At 74.1% G+C, this 15,760-nt stretch carries 12 protein-coding genes and 1 pseudogene; 6 read left to right on the plus strand and 7 right to left on the minus strand.

Annotated features, from left to right (window positions below; genetic code table 11):
• Positions 1-52: 52 nt before the first annotated feature.
• Both ABD220_RS16360 and ABD220_RS16365 read left to right on the plus strand, forming a co-directional pair.
• On the plus strand, positions 53-1,498 hold the full coding sequence (locus ABD220_RS16360) for a dihydrolipoamide acetyltransferase family protein (RefSeq protein ID WP_344124394.1): 1,446 nt from the start codon (positions 53-55) through the stop codon (positions 1,496-1,498).
• Positions 1,499-1,968: 470 nt separating this feature from the next.
• Positions 1,969-3,198: an aminotransferase class I/II-fold pyridoxal phosphate-dependent enzyme gene (locus tag ABD220_RS16365; RefSeq protein WP_344124396.1), complete on the plus strand. Its 1,230-nt coding sequence runs from the start codon at positions 1,969-1,971 to the stop codon at positions 3,196-3,198.
• On the opposite strand, the gene ABD220_RS16370 is transcribed toward ABD220_RS16365, so the two are convergent.
• The 5 genes from ABD220_RS16370 to ABD220_RS16390 form a co-directional block, all read right to left on the minus strand.
• On the minus strand, positions 3,164-4,012 hold the full coding sequence (locus ABD220_RS16370) for a DNA-3-methyladenine glycosylase I (RefSeq protein ID WP_344124398.1): 849 nt from the start codon (positions 4,010-4,012) through the stop codon (positions 3,164-3,166). The genes ABD220_RS16365 and ABD220_RS16370 overlap by 35 nt on opposite strands.
• 130 nt (positions 4,013-4,142) lie before the next feature.
• Positions 4,143-5,156: a hypothetical protein gene (locus ABD220_RS16375; RefSeq protein WP_344124400.1), complete on the minus strand. Its 1,014-nt coding sequence runs from the start codon at positions 5,154-5,156 to the stop codon at positions 4,143-4,145.
• Positions 5,153-6,448, minus strand: a complete 1,296-nt coding sequence (locus tag ABD220_RS16380; RefSeq protein WP_344124402.1) for a sensor histidine kinase — start codon at positions 6,446-6,448, stop codon at positions 5,153-5,155. The genes ABD220_RS16375 and ABD220_RS16380 overlap by 4 nt, the downstream gene beginning before the upstream one ends.
• A gap of 34 nt (positions 6,449-6,482) precedes the next feature.
• Positions 6,483-7,199 (minus strand): LuxR C-terminal-related transcriptional regulator, encoded by a 717-nt coding sequence (locus tag ABD220_RS16385; protein ID WP_058873970.1) that lies wholly within the window; start codon positions 7,197-7,199, stop codon positions 6,483-6,485.
• Positions 7,200-7,335: 136 nt separating this feature from the next.
• Entirely contained in the window at positions 7,336-8,247 is a 912-nt protein-coding gene (locus ABD220_RS16390; RefSeq protein ID WP_344124406.1) for a hypothetical protein, read from the minus strand.
• Between the two features lie 122 nt (positions 8,248-8,369).
• Here ABD220_RS16390 and ABD220_RS16395 point away from each other — a divergent pair.
• A pseudogene (locus tag ABD220_RS16395) lies at positions 8,370-9,521 on the plus strand (AMP-binding protein); the annotation flags it as partial.
• 10 nt (positions 9,522-9,531) lie between these two features.
• On the opposite strand, the gene ABD220_RS16400 reads toward ABD220_RS16395, so the two are convergent.
• The gene (locus tag ABD220_RS16400; protein WP_344124408.1) at positions 9,532-10,146 is read right to left on the minus strand and encodes a flavin reductase family protein; all 615 of its coding nucleotides are present in this window, start codon (positions 10,144-10,146) and stop codon (positions 9,532-9,534) included.
• Positions 10,147-10,330: 184 nt separating this feature from the next.
• On the opposite strand from ABD220_RS16400, the gene ABD220_RS16405 reads away from it, so the two are divergent.
• From ABD220_RS16405 to catC, 3 genes are all read left to right on the plus strand, one after another.
• On the plus strand, positions 10,331-11,266 hold the full coding sequence (locus ABD220_RS16405; RefSeq protein ID WP_344124410.1) for a LysR substrate-binding domain-containing protein: 936 nt from the start codon (positions 10,331-10,333) through the stop codon (positions 11,264-11,266).
• A complete protein-coding gene (locus ABD220_RS16410) occupies positions 11,263-12,366 on the plus strand; it encodes a mandelate racemase/muconate lactonizing enzyme family protein (protein ID WP_344124412.1) in 1,104 nt (367 codons plus the stop codon). Before ABD220_RS16405 ends, ABD220_RS16410 begins: the two co-directional genes overlap by 4 nt.
• A gap of 95 nt (positions 12,367-12,461) precedes the next feature.
• The gene (gene catC, locus ABD220_RS16415; RefSeq protein WP_344124413.1) at positions 12,462-12,740 is read left to right on the plus strand and encodes a muconolactone Delta-isomerase; all 279 of its coding nucleotides are present in this window, start codon (positions 12,462-12,464) and stop codon (positions 12,738-12,740) included.
• 160 nt (positions 12,741-12,900) lie between these two features.
• Here catC and ABD220_RS16420 read toward each other — a convergent pair whose 3' ends face one another.
• The gene (locus tag ABD220_RS16420) at positions 12,901-15,729 is read right to left on the minus strand and encodes an AAA family ATPase (RefSeq protein WP_344124415.1); all 2,829 of its coding nucleotides are present in this window, start codon (positions 15,727-15,729) and stop codon (positions 12,901-12,903) included.
• Positions 15,730-15,760 lie beyond the last annotated feature (31 nt).

Below are 15,760 nucleotides of genomic sequence, written 5' to 3' on the forward strand. Positions count from 1 at the left end.
GCCGGCGGCACCGCCGCCGGCCCGGGGGCCGCGCGAGAGAGGAAGTACTGACATGCCCCAGATCTTCAACCTGCCCGACGTCGGCGAGGGCCTGACCGAGGCCGAGATCCTCGCGTGGAAGGTCGCACCGGGGGAGACCATCACGGTCAACCAGGTGCTCGTCGAGATCGAGACCGCGAAGTCCGTGGTCGAGCTGCCGTCCCCGTACGCCGGCACGGTCCTGGACCTGCTGGCCGCCGAGGGCAGCACGGTCGAGGTCGGCACCCCCATCATCGCCGTGGGCTCCCCGGGCGAGTCGCCCGAACCCGCCCCGGTCTCCGGCGTCCCCGGGGTGCTGGGCGAGGGCGGGGAGCCCGGCGCGGGCCGCCCGCTCGTCGGCTCCGGGCCCAAGGCCGACCCCGTGCGCCGGCGCCGCCGGGCGGCCCCGCAGCCGGCGCCCGAGCAGCCGGGGCCGGCCCGTCCCGCGGGCTGGACGGAGAAGCTCTCCCGCGGCCCCCTGGGGACCGGGCTCGGCGGCGGGATCGGCACGGCGGCCCAGGGCATCGCCGGGCGCGCCGCCCGGCTCGCCGAGGACAGCGGCGTCTGGCGCCGTCCCGGTCGCGGCGACGGGCCCGCGGCCCCGGAGAGCGTCCCGCGCCGCCCGGCGCTGGCGAAGCCTCCCGTCCGGAAGGCCGCACGGGACCTGGGCGTCGACCTCGCGGACGTCCCCGCCACGGGCGCCGCCGGACAGATCACCAAGCAGGACCTGCTGGCCCACGTCGCCCGGCTCGGCGAGCCACGGGACCGGCTCCGCCCCGCCGCCCCGGAGGAGCGGATCGAGCGGATCCCCGTCAAGGGCGTGCGGAAGGCCACCGCGCAGAACATGGTGCGCAGCGCCTTCAGCGCCCCGCACGCCTCGGTCTTCGTGGAGGTCGACGCCACGCGCACCATGGAGTTCGTCCAGCGGCTCAAGGCCGCCCCCGACTACGAAGGGGTCAAGGTCACGCCCCTGCTGGTGCTCGCGAAGGCCGTCCTGTGGGCCGCGGCCCGCAACCCGATGGTCAACGCGACGTGGACGGACGAGGAGATCCTCGTCAAGCACTTCGTCAACCTGGGCATCGCTGCGGCCACACCACGCGGGCTCATGGTCCCGAACGTCAAGGACGCCCAGGAGCTCTCGCTGCGGGAGCTGGCCGTGGCCCTCGACGAACTCTCACGGACCGCCCGGGCGGGACGGACCCAGCCGGCGGACATGCAGGGCGGCACCCTGACGGTCACCAACATCGGGGCCCTCGGCCTCGACACCGGCACGCCGATCATCAATCCCGGGGAGGTGGCGATCGTCGCGTTCGGGAGCATCAAGCAGAAGCCGTGGGTCGTGGACGGCGCCGTGGTACCCCGCTGGGTGACCACGCTGGGCGGGTCCTTCGACCACCGCGTGGTCGACGGGGACCTCGCGGCCCGCTTCACCGCGGACGTCGCCCGGATCCTCGAGGAGCCGGCGCTGCTCCTGGACTGAGCCCGGGCCCGTGCGGCCCCCGGCACGGCAACGGCCCCGCACCGATCGGTGCGGGGCCGTGTGCTGCGTCGTCGACGCGCGCCGCCACGTCTCGCGCTCTCCCCGCCGGGCCGTGGCCCGGCGCCGCACCGACGTGGAACAGGGCGGTTGCTTCCCGTGCCCGGCGTCCCATCTCCTGCGGACCCGTGATTGAAATCCCCCCAGACACAATCACACATCTCATTCACGATGGATCACTCGTGCGACGCCGGCCGCGGTGGCAACCTGCCCGTCGGCCCCCGGCACTGCTGCCGGAGACCTGTCCCCCCACGCCTGGGGCCCCGCCTCAGCGGGAGCTCCTGACGTCCAGGACTGGGACCAGTATTGCGGAGGTCTGGACAAAAGTCTGTCCCCCGAAGTGCACATGGCCAGGCGGGCGGGGTGGGCCATGACGACGGTCGCGCGGGTGGCGGCGGCCGTAGGCTGGGCGCATGCCTGCGCACCTGCCGCCCCGTCCCTCGGCACGCTCGGCGGTGCCACCGTTCCGGGTGATGGAGATCCTCGCCGACGTCGAGCGCCTGCGGGCGGCCGGACGGGACGTCGTCTCCCTCTGCGCGGGAGAGCCCTCCGGGGGCGCCCCGGGCCCCGTGGCGCAGGCGGCCGCCCGGGTGCACGCCCGCAACGAGGGGCTGGGCTACACACCCGCCCTCGGGATCGAGCAGCTGCGCCGGGCGGTCGCCGGCCACTACGCCCGGTGGTACGGACTCGACGTCCGCCCCGAGGACGTCGCGATCACCACGGGGGCCTCCGGGGCGCTCGTGCTCACCTTCCTGGCGGCGTTCGACGCGGGGGACCGGGTGGCGGTGTGCCGCCCGGGCTATCCCGCCTACCGCAACACCCTGGCCGCCCTGGGCGCCGAGGTGGTGGAACTCGACTGCGGGGCGGCGACCCGCTTCCAGCCCACGCCCGGGATGCTCGACGCCGAGGTCGCCGCGCACGGGCCGCTGCAGGGCCTGGTGGTGGCGGGCCCGGCGAACCCGACCGGCACCGTGCTGGAACCCGCGGAGCTGGCGGCGCTGGCCCGGTGGTGCGCCGAGCACGGGACGCGCCTGATCAGCGACGAGATCTACCACGGGATCGTGCACACCGCCCCGGAGGGCGGCGCCGCCCGCGACGGCGAGCCGTACCGGGGCACCAGCGCGTGGGAGCTCGACCGCGACGCCGTGGTGATCTCCTCCTTCTCCAAGTACTGGGGGATGACCGGGTGGCGGCTGGGCTGGGCCCTGCTGCCCCGCGACCTGGCGGCAGCGGTCGACGCGCTGGCCGGCAACCTCAGCCTCTGCCCGCCCGCCGCGGCGCAACAGGCCGCCGTCGAGGCCTTCACCGCGGACGCCTACGCGGAGGCGGACCGGGCCGTCGAGCAGTTCGCGCGCTCCAGGAACCTGCTCCTGGACGCGCTCCCCGCGCTCCGGTGGGGAGAGGTCGCGCCGGCGGACGGGGCGTTCTACCTCTACGCCGATCTGGGGGAGCAGCTCGAGCGGCACGGCAGCTCCCTGGCGTGGTGCCGGCGGCTGCTGGAGGCGGAGGCCGTCGCGGTCGTGCCGGGTCTGGACTTCGACGCCGCGCGCGGTCACCGCGCGGTCCGGCTGTCCTTCGCCGCGGGACCCGACCGGGTGGCGGAGGCCGTCACCCGGATCCTCCGGTTCCAGGCCCGGCCCTGAAGCACCCGGCCAGGTGACCGGGGAGCACGCCGGTGCGGAGCAGGAACCGGTGCGCGGTGGTGCGCCCCACGAACACGAGTCCCCGGTCCCTGAGCCGGGCGGCCAGACGGTCCCCCTCGAGGGAGCGGCGGGACTCCTCCAGCACGGTCAGCGGCGGCTCGGCGGCGGTCGGCGAGAGCTCCTCGACGTGCTCCGCCCAGTCCCCGGGCCCGAACCCGCGGCAGGCGCGGGCGTTGTGCACCACGGCCCCGATCTTGACCCGGTTGCGGATGACCGCGGGATCCAGGAGCAGCGCGTCGACGTCGTCCTCCGTCATCCGGGCGATCTCCTCGGGGTCGAAGCCCCGCAGCGCCCGGCGCAGGCCCTCCCGGCGCTGGGCGATGCTCCAGCGGGCCAGGCCCGCCTGGAAGATCTCCAGGCTGAGGGCCTCGAACCAGACGGTGGGGTCGGCGGGCGGCGTGCCCCAGCGCAGGTCGTGCTCCTCGAGGGCGGCCGGGCCCGTGGGGGCCCAGGGGCAGCGGCGCAGGCCGTCCCCGCAGTGCACGGCGCGGAAGGCGTCGTCGGGGGCGTGGCGGGCGCCGGCCCGGTCGCCGGTGGGGGGAGCAGCGCCGGGGGCGTGGCGGGCGTCGGTGAGGCCGGCAGCGTCGAGGAGGCGGTCGTCGGTCTCGGGAGCGTGCCGGGTGCCGTCACGGACGGCCGTGCCGGAAGCGTGGCCGTCGGGCACGGCGGGGCGGTCGCCGGGAGAGCGGTCGTCGTCGGGGGAGGGGCGGTCGTCGGCGGGGTGCGGGCCGAGCCCGGCGGAAGTGGTGTCCATGGCGCCACGCTAGGAACGCCGGTGCGGCGGCCCGGTGGGCGCGCGGCCCGCTGTGGACGGTGCCGCCCGTGCCCGGGGCGCCGGCGCCCGGGTGCAGTGCGGGCGCCCGCACGGGGTGCGGCGGGGCCGGTCAGAACCGGGAGACCTCACCGGTGCCGTCGGCGATCTCGATGGCCACGGGCTCCTCGTCCCCGGCGTTGCCGTCGTGGACGATGAACACGGCGGCGGGTTCTCCCTCCGGGAAGGCGCGGATGGTCACCGATCCCGAGGTCGCAGCGTTGAGCACCTCCATGGCCTGGCGGGTGGCCGCGCGCAGCACGGCCGTGGGCAGGGGCTTGCCGCGTTCGTCCAGGATGTCGACCAGCACCCCCCGGGCCCGCGCCGCCCGCGTGACCTCGAGCAGGTAGGGAGTGGCGACCGAACGGCCCCGGATGGAGTCCCGCAGCTGCGCCTCGGTCAGCCGGAACTGCTCGATCTCGTACTCGGAGACCGGGGAGGGGTCGTGCGCGATCCGCTCGAGGAGCCCGCCCGCGAGGCGTCGCACCTCGTGCACGCGCTGCACGGAGGCGTTGACCGTGTCCTGCTCGGCCTCGTCGTGGGAGCGCGCCGAGATCACCATGTCCCGCGCCTCCGCGAACGCCGCGGAGGCGCGGTCGTACTCCCGGGCGATGAGCTGGCTCGCGAGCAGCAGGGCCGCCGAGGCCGCGTTCGTCAGCGCCGCGTCCCACAGGCCCAGAGCGGAGCGGGCGCCCCACGTCATGGACACGGCGACCGCGATGACGAGCGTGGCCCAGCCCCACCCGGCGCGGCGCCGGATGCCCAGGACCACGAGGAACCCGTCAAAGCCCAGGGTGAACCACTGACCGCCGAACAGCTCCGCCTGGGGGTCCAGCGCGTCGTAGGAGCGCTGGATCGACACCAGCATGAGGAGCACGCCCAGGGCCGCGGGCAGGTCGGGCAGGCTCCGCTGCCCGTACGGGTACACGACGACGGCCACCGCGATCACGTACGTCACGAGGGCGGCCTGCATGAGGTCCGGCTTGTCCATGCTGGACGTCTGCAGGATCCCGAGCACCACGGGGATCAGGAAGAACACCGCGGCGGCCACCAGGCTCAGGGGGTGGAAGAGCGTCCGGGGGATCACGGCTGCGCGTCCCGGGGCCAGAGGATCGTCACGCGGGTGCCCCGGCCCGGTGCGCTGTCGACGTCCACCGCGCCACCCACGTGGCGCACGTTGCCCAGGATGGACACGCGCACCCCGAGCCGCCTGGAGTCGATGCTGCGGACCTGGAAGCCGCGGCCGCGGTCCACCACCTGGAAACGCAGGAAGAATCCCTCGGGGTTGATGGGGGTGGGCGGGCACACGCCGCCGTCCATGGTCACGAAGGTGACCTCCGTGCCGGCGTGGCGGGCGCTGTTGGAGACCGCCTCGGTGACCGCCTGCACGAGCGCCTGCGCCGTCTCCACGGGAATGAGGGGGCGTGGTTCGCCGGGAGGCCTGATGTAGGGGGTGATGCTGTTGAAGCGCACCCGGTTGCGCCACGGGGACAGCGACTCGAGCAGGTCGTCCAGCAGGGTGTGCACCATGGTGGTGCCCTTGCCCTCGGCGCGGCGCTCCTCGAGGGCGAGGACCTCGAGGGCCCGCTGGGCCAGTTCCCGGGTGCGCCGCTGGACGGGCCCCGGGGCCCGTCCGGCGTCGAGCAGGGCGGCCATGACGTTGTCGTGGATCAGACGGTCCAGCCGTTCCTGCTCCTCCGCCTGGGAGCGGGAGCGGTTCAGCTGGAGCTCCTGCGCGATCGCGGCCGCGTAGACCTGGTCCGCGTTCTGCCCGCCCTTGTAGACCAGGCTGATCAGCACCACGAGGACCACGCCGAAGGCGATCCGGCTCGTGGCGTCGAACAGCACGCCCATCACGTCCGCCGACTCCGTGGTGCGGACCATGACCAGGACGTAGAAGACCGTGACGGACGCCAGGTACGCCACGGCCAGCTCGATGCTCCACGCGACCACGGTGGCCGCGGCCGCGAGCAGGATGAACGGCTCCACCCACGGGTCCTGCGGCGGCGGGGCGCCCGTCCAGGCGAGCGGGAGGGTCAGGACGGCGAGCGTCACGAGCACGGGGGCCGCGAGCACCGGCCACATCCGCACCTGCCGCCTGGCGCTCTGGAGGAGCATGGCGCCACCGTTGACCAGGAGCGCCAGCAGGAACACCAGGTGCCACCGTTCGAAGGCGCGCAGCTGCTCCTCGACGATGGTGAGGGACTCCAGGAACAGCGCGATGACGACCAGCCCGTGGCAGATGTTCGCGAGCAGGTGGATGCGGTAGGAGTTCATCCCCAGCTCCTGCGGCGAGGTCGGCACGAGCAGGCTGCCGCGGCGCCGCCGGGCGGGGACCTTCCGGTAGGCGAGCGGGGGCCGGGGCGTGGCGTCGCTCACTTCAGCGGTGGTCCTCACCGGGGGGAGGGACGGATCACAGATGCTTCTCCGCGGTGGTGATGTCCGCCGTGGGCTCCACGAGACCGTCCTCGATCGCCCGGATGCGCAGGTCGATCTTCGTGGGCGCCGGGCGCCCGACGCGCGCGTACTTCTCCCGGATCCGGTCGATGTTCGTCTTGACCGCGCTCTGCTTGATCCCCATCCGGCGGGCCACCTGGACCTGGGCGAAGCCCGAGGCGTAGAGCCGCAGGGTCTCCTGCTCCCGGGGGGAGAGGCTGGCCCGGGAGAACTCCACGTCCCCGTCGATCGCGGCGGCGAGCTCCTTCGTGATCACGGGCTTGCCCTCGGCGATGTTGCGGGCCTCCTCGATGGCGTGCTCGAGCGGGTCCGACTTGCGCACCAGGCCGAGCGCGCCGGCCCGCAGCGCCTCGCGGATCAGCGCGGCGTTCTCGCCGATGCTGAAGATGAGCACCTTCATGCCGGCGGCGCGCAGCAGCTCCACGTTGGTGGCGGGACGGGACATGTCGTCGAGGGACAGGTCCAGGAGCACGACCTCGCACTCGATCCGCTTGGCGCCCTGGGCGGTGAGGGCGGGGTTCTCGGGGTCCCGGCCCAGCTGGTCGAGGAGGGCGGGGACGCTGGAGGCCGATCCGACGAGCTTCACGTCCGCCTGCGAGGTCATGGAGACGAGGCGGACGCCCTCCCGGACGACCTCGTGGTCATCGACGACGGCGACAAGGGTGGACGGCATGGGTGTTTCCTCCGGGTGCTGCTCGGTGGGCCGGTCCGCAGATTTCCGCGTGGGGGTGACGGATCTCACCGAGGTGCTCCGATTGTCCCCCGTTTTGTGGTCGGATGCGAACCCGACACGGTGCCGACACGCAAAGTTACCGGTCCTGGTCCCCCCAGCCGTCCCCCCAGCGATCGACCCTGCGGTGGTAGCGGACGCCCCACAGCCCGCCGAGCACCGCCGCGAGCAGATCCAGGACGAGCACGGCCAGCAGCGCGAGCAGGCCGGGGACCAGCAGGTCGCCGATCAGCGCCTGGGCCGAGACGCCCACGGGCGCCAGGCCGACGGTGTCGGCCCACACCAGTCCCGCGACGGTGGCCACGGAGCGGCCGAACAGGGACCACAGCCACACGGACACGCCCTGCCGGGCCCCGGAGAAGCGCGCCATCCGGCCGGCCGCGTATCCACCGCCCAGGAACGCGAGGAACTCCACCAGGCCGAGGACGGCGGCGCCCGTCCAGGCCGTCGCGGACCCGGCGGCGAGCTCGTCGACCACGCCGCCCACCCCGTCCACGAGCCGCAGCCCCAGTGCGGCCGCGGCGAGACCCGCCAGCGCGAGCAGCACCCAGGTCAGGGCCATGGCGCTGAGCCAGCCGAAGAAGCCGGGGACCAGCTGGAGGCCTCCGAACTCCTCCCGCTGCCGGGCGAGACGGGTCGCGGCGTCGGCCGGGGCGCCGGCCGGGCCGACGGTCCCGGGCTCGCGGGGTGCTCCGGCGCCCGGCGCGGCGCCGTACCCGGCGGCGGGCGCGGCGCCGGGGACCCCGACCGCAGGGGCCGGGTCCGTGCGCGGCCCCGGGTCCTCCTGCACGGGGCGCTGGGCGGTCACCGCCGGCAGCGGCCGGGTGTGCTGGTCGTCCTCGTCGTCGTACCAGGACCAGTCCTCGGTCCCGTCGTTCCCGTCCGGGGTGTCGTGCGTCGAGCCGCCGCCCGGGGCGGTGAACCGGCTGACCGGGGGCAGCGGCCGGGTGGCGTCGGAGGAGTCGTGCGGACCGGTGTCCGACCAGGGCATCGGATCGTCGGGGGAGGGCGAGCCGGGTGTCGAGGAAGGCGTCATGGCACCGGAGTCTACGGCCGGTCCCCGGGCCGGGCCTGTGGAGCCGTCCCGGGCGGCGGGTGGTGCGCCCGGGCGGGGTGGCCGGCGCTGCCCCGGGCACGGTCGCCTGGCGAGAGCTGCTGGCCGCCGACCCGATCGCCGTGGAGCACCCGCGGCCCACGGCCCACGACCTCGCGCTGCTGCAGTACACCTCCGGCACCACCGGGCTGCCCAAGGGGGCGATGCTCACGCACCGCAACCTCGAGTCCAACGCTCTCATGGGCCGGTACTGGCTCGGCTCCGGCGAGCGCGAGGTGGTGCACGGCGTGCTGCCCCACTTCCACGCCTTCGGCCTGACCCTCGGCGTGACGTTCGCGATGTCCCTCGGGGCGAGGCTCGTGCTCTTCCCGAGCGTGCGCGCGGACCTGGTCCTCGGCGCGATGCAGCGCGCGCGGCCCACGGTGCTGCCCGCCGTGCCACCGGTGTACCAGAAGCTGCTCGACGCCGCGCCGGAGCAGGGCGTCGACCTGCGCGGCATCCCGGTGGCCGTCTCCGGGGCCATGAGCCAGCGGGTCCCGCTCGTGGAGCGGTGGGAACAGGCCACGGGCGGCGTCCTGATCGAGGGCTACGGACTCACCGAGTGCTCCCCGCTCGTGGCGTGCAACCCGCTCAACGACTCCCGCCGGGCCGGGTCCATCGGGATCCCGTTCCCGTCCACGGAGATCCGGCTGGTCGACCCGGAGACCCTCGAGGACGTCGCCCGGGACCGCCCCGGGGAGCTGTGGGTGCGGGGCCCGCAGGTCTTCCAGGGGTACTGGAAGCGCCCCGACGAGACCGCCAGGGCGCTGACGGCGGACGGGTGGCTGCACACCGGCGACGTCGTCACGGTGGACGGCGCAGGATTCCTGCGGGTGGTCGACCGGCTCAAGGAGGTCGTGATCACCGGTGGCTTCAACGTGGCCCCCAGCGAGGTCGAGGCCACGCTGCGCCGGCACGAGACCGTCGAGGACGCCGCGGTGGTGGGTCTCGCGGACCCCCGTGGCGACGAGGTGGTCGTCGCGGCGGTGACCCTGGTGCCGGGCGCCGATCTCGACGAGGCCGTCCTGCGCGAGCACTGCGGTGCGGGCCTCGCCCGCTACAAGGTCCCCCGGTGGATCGTGGCCGTCGATGATCTCCCGCGCACCATGCTCGGCAAGATCCAGCGCCGGGAGGTCCGGGAGCAGCTGCAGCGGACGGGAGTGCGGCTCTGAGCCCAGGAGCTCAGGGCAGGTCCGCCTCCGGGTCGACGTCCCGGTAGGGGGCCCGCCGGACGGAGCGGATCCGCCCGAGCTCACCCCACTCGTCGCGCCCGAGCCGCGCGATCGGCCGCAGCGACCCCACCACGGGGCCCAGCCGGTCCATGGCCTGCTCGTCCACCACCACGTGGGTCACGGCGCCGAGGACGAGGAAGCTGTCGCCCACGGGAATGGGGTCCGCGTGCAGCCGGCACTCGATGGCGGCGGGGGACTCGGCCACGCGGGGAGCGGCCACGGTGAGCGAGCGCTCACGGGTCAGCCCCACGGCGTCGAACTCGCTGAGCTCGGGAGGATAGTCGGTGCCGGTCGCGTTGATCTGCTCGAACAGCCCCGCGGGCGCGAAGTTGACCACGAACTCGCCGGTCTGCCGGATGTTGCGGAGGCTGTCCTTCTCCCCGACCGAGACGAACTGGACGATCGTGGGGCGCTCCGAGGCCACCGTGAAGAACGAGTGCGGGGCCAGGTTGTCGATCCCCGCGGCCGAGAGGGAGCTGACCCACGCGATGGGGCGGGGGACCACGAGGGACTTGACCACCCGGGCGAAGGAGCCGTGCCGGTCGGCGGTGATGTCGGTGCGCATGCGCCCATTGCACCACCGCGCCGCAGCACGGTCACAGGCCACGGCCGCCGGACGCCCGGAGACGATGCTCCATTACAGTGCTTGCATGTCCTAATGAGGCGCTTTTGGTGTACTCTATGGATCAATTCAGGAGGTAGTGGTCGACGACGACCCCTCCGACCGAGCGGAAGGACCAGAATCCACGATGGAGATCCGGCAGCTCAACTACTTCATCGCCGTGGCCGAGGAGCGCCACTTCGGCCGCGCCGCCAAGCGCCTGCACATGGCCCAGCCGCCGCTGTCCCAGCAGATCCGTCAGCTCGAGGAGCAGCTCGGCGTGCGGCTGCTGGACCGGACCACGCGGCGGGTGGACCTCACCGCCGCCGGCCAGGTGCTCCTGGACCGGGGGCGGCTGATCATCAACGAGGTCGAAGCCCTCAAGGCCGACGTCTACCAGGTGGGCCAGGGCGCCACGGGCGTGCTGCGCGTCGGCTTCTCCGGCTCCGCCACCTACGGGGTGATGCCCCGAGTGGTGCGGCGGGCGAAGGAGGCGATGCCGGGGCTGTCCCTGACCCTGCACGGCGAGATGCTGACCCCCGCCATGGAGGAGGGGCTGCGGGACCACACGCTCGACGCCGCCCTCCTGCGCCCGCCCGTGGTCTCCCCGGACGTCGAGTACCGGGTCGTCGCCCGGGAGCCCCTCGTGGTGGCGCTGCCCTCCTTCAGCGCCCTGGCCGTGGACCTGCCCGTGGCGGTGCACGAGCTGCAGGACCAGGAGTTCATCACCTACCCGCCCGACTCCGTGCTCTACCGCACCGCGGCAGACCTCTGCCGCCAGGCCGGCTTCCAGCCCCGGGTCGCCCAGGTGGCGGGGGAGACGTCCACGCTGCTGTCCTTCGTGGCGGCCGGCGGCGGGGTGGCCGTGGTGCCCGCCGGGGTGCGGGCCTTCCAGCTCGAGGGCGTCGTCTACCGCGACATCGAGCACTCGCCGCAGATCGAGCTCGCCGTCGCGTGGCGGCGCGAGGACCGATCCGCCCTGCTGCACAACTTCATCGACCTCGTCGTCGACGCCCAAGCCGCCCTCGGACCCTCCGGCGGCGCGCCCGTCCCGACCGCCCAGGAAAGGCCCGCCCGCCCATGAAGATCGCGACCATCGAGGCGATCCCCTACTCGATCCCCTACGTCCACCCGCTGCACTTCGCCTCGGGCGCCGTCCACGAGGCGGACCACGTGCTCGTGCGGATCACCACCGACGACGGGATCGTCGGCACCGCCGACACCCCGCCGCGGCCGTACACCTACGGCGAGACCCAGAGGTCCGTCGTGGCCGTCGTCGAGGACCTCTTCGCCCCGCAGCTGGTGGGCCTGGACGTCCTCGACCGCGAGAAGGTCCAGGCCGTGCTGGCCCGCACCGTCCACAACCAGACGGCCAAGGGCGCGGTGGACATCGCCCTGTGGGACGTCCTCGGCCAGGCCCTCGGGCAGCCGGTGACCAAGCTGCTGGGCGGCTGGACGGACTCGATGCGGGTCTCGCACATGCTCGGCTTCAAGCCCGCCGCCGAGCTGCTGGACCTGGCGCTGCAGTTCCGCGAGACCTACGGCATCACCACGTTCAAGCTCAAGACCGGCCGCCACCCCGTCGGCCTCGACGTCGAGGCGGCCAGGGTGCTGCGCGAGGGCCTCGGCGAGGACGCCGAGCTGTACCTGGACGCCAACCGCGGCTGGTCCGCCAACGAGGCGATGGAGGTGCTGCGCCGCACCGAGGACCTGGGCCTGCAGTTCCTCGAGGAGCCCGACGACGCCCGCGAGGTGCTCGGCCGGCGCCGGCTGGTGGAGCGGTCGACGATCCCCATCGCCGCCGACGAGTCCGCCCCGAACCTGGGGGAGGCCGCGAAGGAGATCCTCACCGGCGGGGCGAACCTGCTGGCCGTGAAGACCGCCCGCTCGGGGTTCACCGAGGCCGCGAAGATCGTCGGGATGGCCGAGGGCATGGGTGTGGACGTCTACGTGGGCAACCAGATCGACACCCAGGTCGGCACGATCGCCTCCGTGGTCTTCGGCGCGGCCCTGGCCCACACCTCGAAGCGGGCCGGGGAGCTGTCCAACTTCCTGGACATGGCCGACGACCTCCTCGCCGAGCCCGTGGTCATCGCCGGCGGCCGGATCCGCGTGCCGGACGTGCCCGGGGTGGGCACCGCCGTGGACGAGGACAAGCTCGCCCACTACCGCACCGACCGGTAGACCGCCCCCGGGCAGCTCCTGCGCACCGCGCTCCCCGCCCGAGGACCCGCATCCAGAACCCAGCCCGAGAACCCAGCCCGACGGAAGGACGCACCGTGAAGTACCTGGTCCACATGGACATCGACCTCCCCACCGACATGCCGGCCGAGGAGGCCGCGGAGATCAAGGCCACCGAGAAGGCCTACTCCCAGCAGCTGCAGCGGGCCGGGAAGTGGCCGGAGATCTGGCGCGTGGTGGGTGAGTATGCCAACTACTCGGTCTTCGACGTCGACTCCCACGACGAGCTGCACGACATCCTGCAGAACCTGCCGCTGTTCCCCTACATGGACATCACCGTGGTGCCGCTGGCCAAGCACCCCTCCGACGTGAAATAGCGGCGCGCTGCAGCCTCGTGGCGCAGGGCGGACCCGCCCGCGCGGGGTGGCGGCCGACGGCGATCCGGCCACCGGGTGCTGCCGCCACCCCGCGGTCCCGCGGGGGAACGGTCCCTCCGGGGGAGCGGTCCCGCGGGAGAGAGGCCCCTCCGGGGACCGGTCAGTCGGGGGAGCGGTAGCGGGCGGCGAGCTCGCTGCGGGAGCGGATCCCCAGCTTCCCGTAGATGCGCGTCAGGTGGTACTGGACGGTCTTCTCCGCGAGGAACAGGGCCCGCGCGGTCTCCTTGTTGGTGGCCCCGGCCGAGACGAGCTCGGCCACGGCCTGCTCCTGGGCGGTGAGCTGCACGGCGGTGCGGCCCACAGCGGCCAGCACCGGGTCGGAGGGGTCGGGCAGGTTCCCGACGTCGAGCCCGGTCGCCTTGAGCTCGCGGTCGCAGCGCTCCACGTAGGTGGCGGCGCCCAGCGAGTCGTAGAGGTCCCGCGCGGTCCGCAGCACGGTGGACGCCAGGCGGCGCTTGCCCGCGCGGCGCATGCTCTGCCCGAAGGCGAAGCTGATCCGGGCGCGCAGGTACGGGCGGTTGAGCCCGCCGAGGTGGCTCAGGGCCGCCTCGAAGTGCTCCCGCGCTGTGTCGGGATCTCCCTGCGCGGCGAGGATCCGGCCCCGGGCCCAGGACGTGCGGGCCTGGTCGGAGGGGATCCGCCGCTCGCGGCGGACGCGCTCGAACGCGGTGAGGAAGGCGTCCGCCTCCTCCAGCCGGTCGGTCATCACGAGGGCGTTGACGTAGGTGTCCTGCCACGGCCAGAAGGAGACCCGCTCGTCGGTCCACGGATCGAGGTCCGCGAGCGGCTGCAGCACCCCCAGCGCGCTCTCGTAGTCGGCGCGGGCCTCGTGGAAGCGGGCCCGCGCGAGGCTGGCCGGGACCTGCATGGCCCGGTAGGTGCCCGGCTGCACGGCGGCCTGGGAGACGTAGTGGCGGGCCCGGTCCCAGTCCCCGCGCATCGACCAGAGCTCTGCGGCGGTCCAGTACAGCAGCGGGCGGATCAGCGGCATCTGCGAGGTCTCGAGGTGCACCGAGGCGCGGGAGACCGTGGCCGCCGCGGCGTCCCAGTCGCCCAGCACCAGCTGGGTGCGGGCGAGCCAGGCCTCGGCCCACAGGGAGATCCGCAGCGACCCGCCCCGGTGCTCGGTGGGGGCGGCCGCCTGGAAGTTGACGAGGGCCGTCTCGACGTCGTCGGCGCGCAGGGCGAGCCACCCGGCGCCCATCTGGACGCGCTGCTTCTGGGCGTTCTCCGCCGCGTGCTCGAAGGCCCGGTCGTAGGACGCCTCGGCCTCCTGCAGCCGGCCCTGGGCGAAGAGGCCCAGGCCGTAGATCGCCTCGGATTCGATGTGGGCGGGGGTGCCGGGCGAGGTGAGGGACATGGCCCGCTCCGCCCAATGGGTGATGACGGACCCGTCCCAGGAGGCCAGGCCGTGCAGCACGAAGCGCTGGGCGATCTGCGCGGCGGCCGCGGGGTCCCGCTGCCGGTTGCTCGTGCGCCACGCCATCTCGAGTTGCGTCTGCGCGCTGCGGTTCTGCCCCGACACCGTGGAGAGGTAGCCGAGCACCGACGAGCGCAGGGGAGAGGACGGCATGGCGTCCACGGCGGCCGCCCACATGCCGGCCTGGGCGATGTTGCCCGAGCCGACGAGGGCGTCCACGGCCCGCAGCAGGCGGTCGTTGCGGTCGCGGGTGCCGGCGGAGAGCCGGGACGCCGACAACAGCGCGGTGGCGACGTCCTGCCAGGCCCCCACCATCGCCTGCCGCCCGGCGAAGGCCTCGAGCTCCACGGCCAGTGCCTCGTCGGGCCCCGGGGTGGCCGAGACGCGGTGGCCGAGCCGTTCGCCCTCCTCCTGCACGGCGGTCGCGGATCGCCGGTGCAGCTCGATCCGCCGGCTCGGCACGATCAGCCCGTAGACGGCGTCCGCGGCGCCCGGCTCGAGGAACTGCACGACCGAGCGGGCCTGGTCCACGGACAGGTCCAGCAGCCCGGCCCGGTGGCCCTCGTCCAGCGCGTCCATCAGGGCGTCCACCCCGCTGACGCGGGCCACCTCGGCCAGGCCGGCGCTGCGACCGAGCACGGAGACGGCCTCGGCCGTCCGGACGAGGCCGGGGGAGGCGCCGGTCAGGACGCTGTGCACGCGGGCGCGCACCCGGGAGCTCGCCGGCAGGTCCGCGAACCAGGAGTGCCAGGTGTCCTCGGGCAGCTCGCGCAGCAGCTCGAGCACCTGCTGGGGGAGCCCGCCGGTGTGCCGGACGAGCCGGTGCGCAGCGGTGGCGCCGAGGTCGAGGCCGAAATACCGGCGGGCCGCGGCCCGGACCTCCTCCGCACCGAGCGGCTCGAGAGGAACGCGCCGCACCTGGTGGCCGGTGAGGAAGTCGAGCACCCCGGCCGGGACGTGCCGCGCCTGCCCGGGGTCGAGGGTCAGCACGAACATGACGCGCTTGCCGTGCAACCGGCGCATCACGAACACCAGGATCCGCAGGGTCTGCTCGTCCAGCCGGTGGGCGTCGTCGACGGCGACCACCACGCTGCCGCGGACCTGCAGGCTCTCGAGGTGGGTGCTCAGGGTCGCGGCGTAGTTCACGGCCTGCGCGGGGCTCAGGTCCGCGACCGGCGCCGGTGGTGCGGGCTCGCGGTCGAAGCCCTTGGACGAGCGCAGCGGCGGGGCGAGCATCAGCTGGCTGTACCCGGCCAGGGCGAGCTGGGACTCCCACTCGTCGCCGGTGGCGCTGAGCACCCGGACGCCTCGCGCGGCGGAGCGGCAGTGGTCGAGGAACAGCTCGAGCAGGGCCGTCTTGCCCGAGCCCAGCGGGCCGTCGAGCACCACGGTGCGGACATGGCCCTTGCGCACGGTCCGCAGGACCTCGAGGAGCTCCTCCAGGGCGCCGGCCCGTCCGACCAGCGGGAGCTCGTCCCCAGGGTCTCCGTGGTGCAGGCCCGCCGTCATGGCCGCGAGTCTACCCGTGGACGGGGTGTGG

This window comes from Kocuria aegyptia (assembly GCF_039530085.1).
Taxonomy (GTDB): Bacteria; Actinomycetota; Actinomycetes; order Actinomycetales; family Micrococcaceae; genus Kocuria; species Kocuria aegyptia.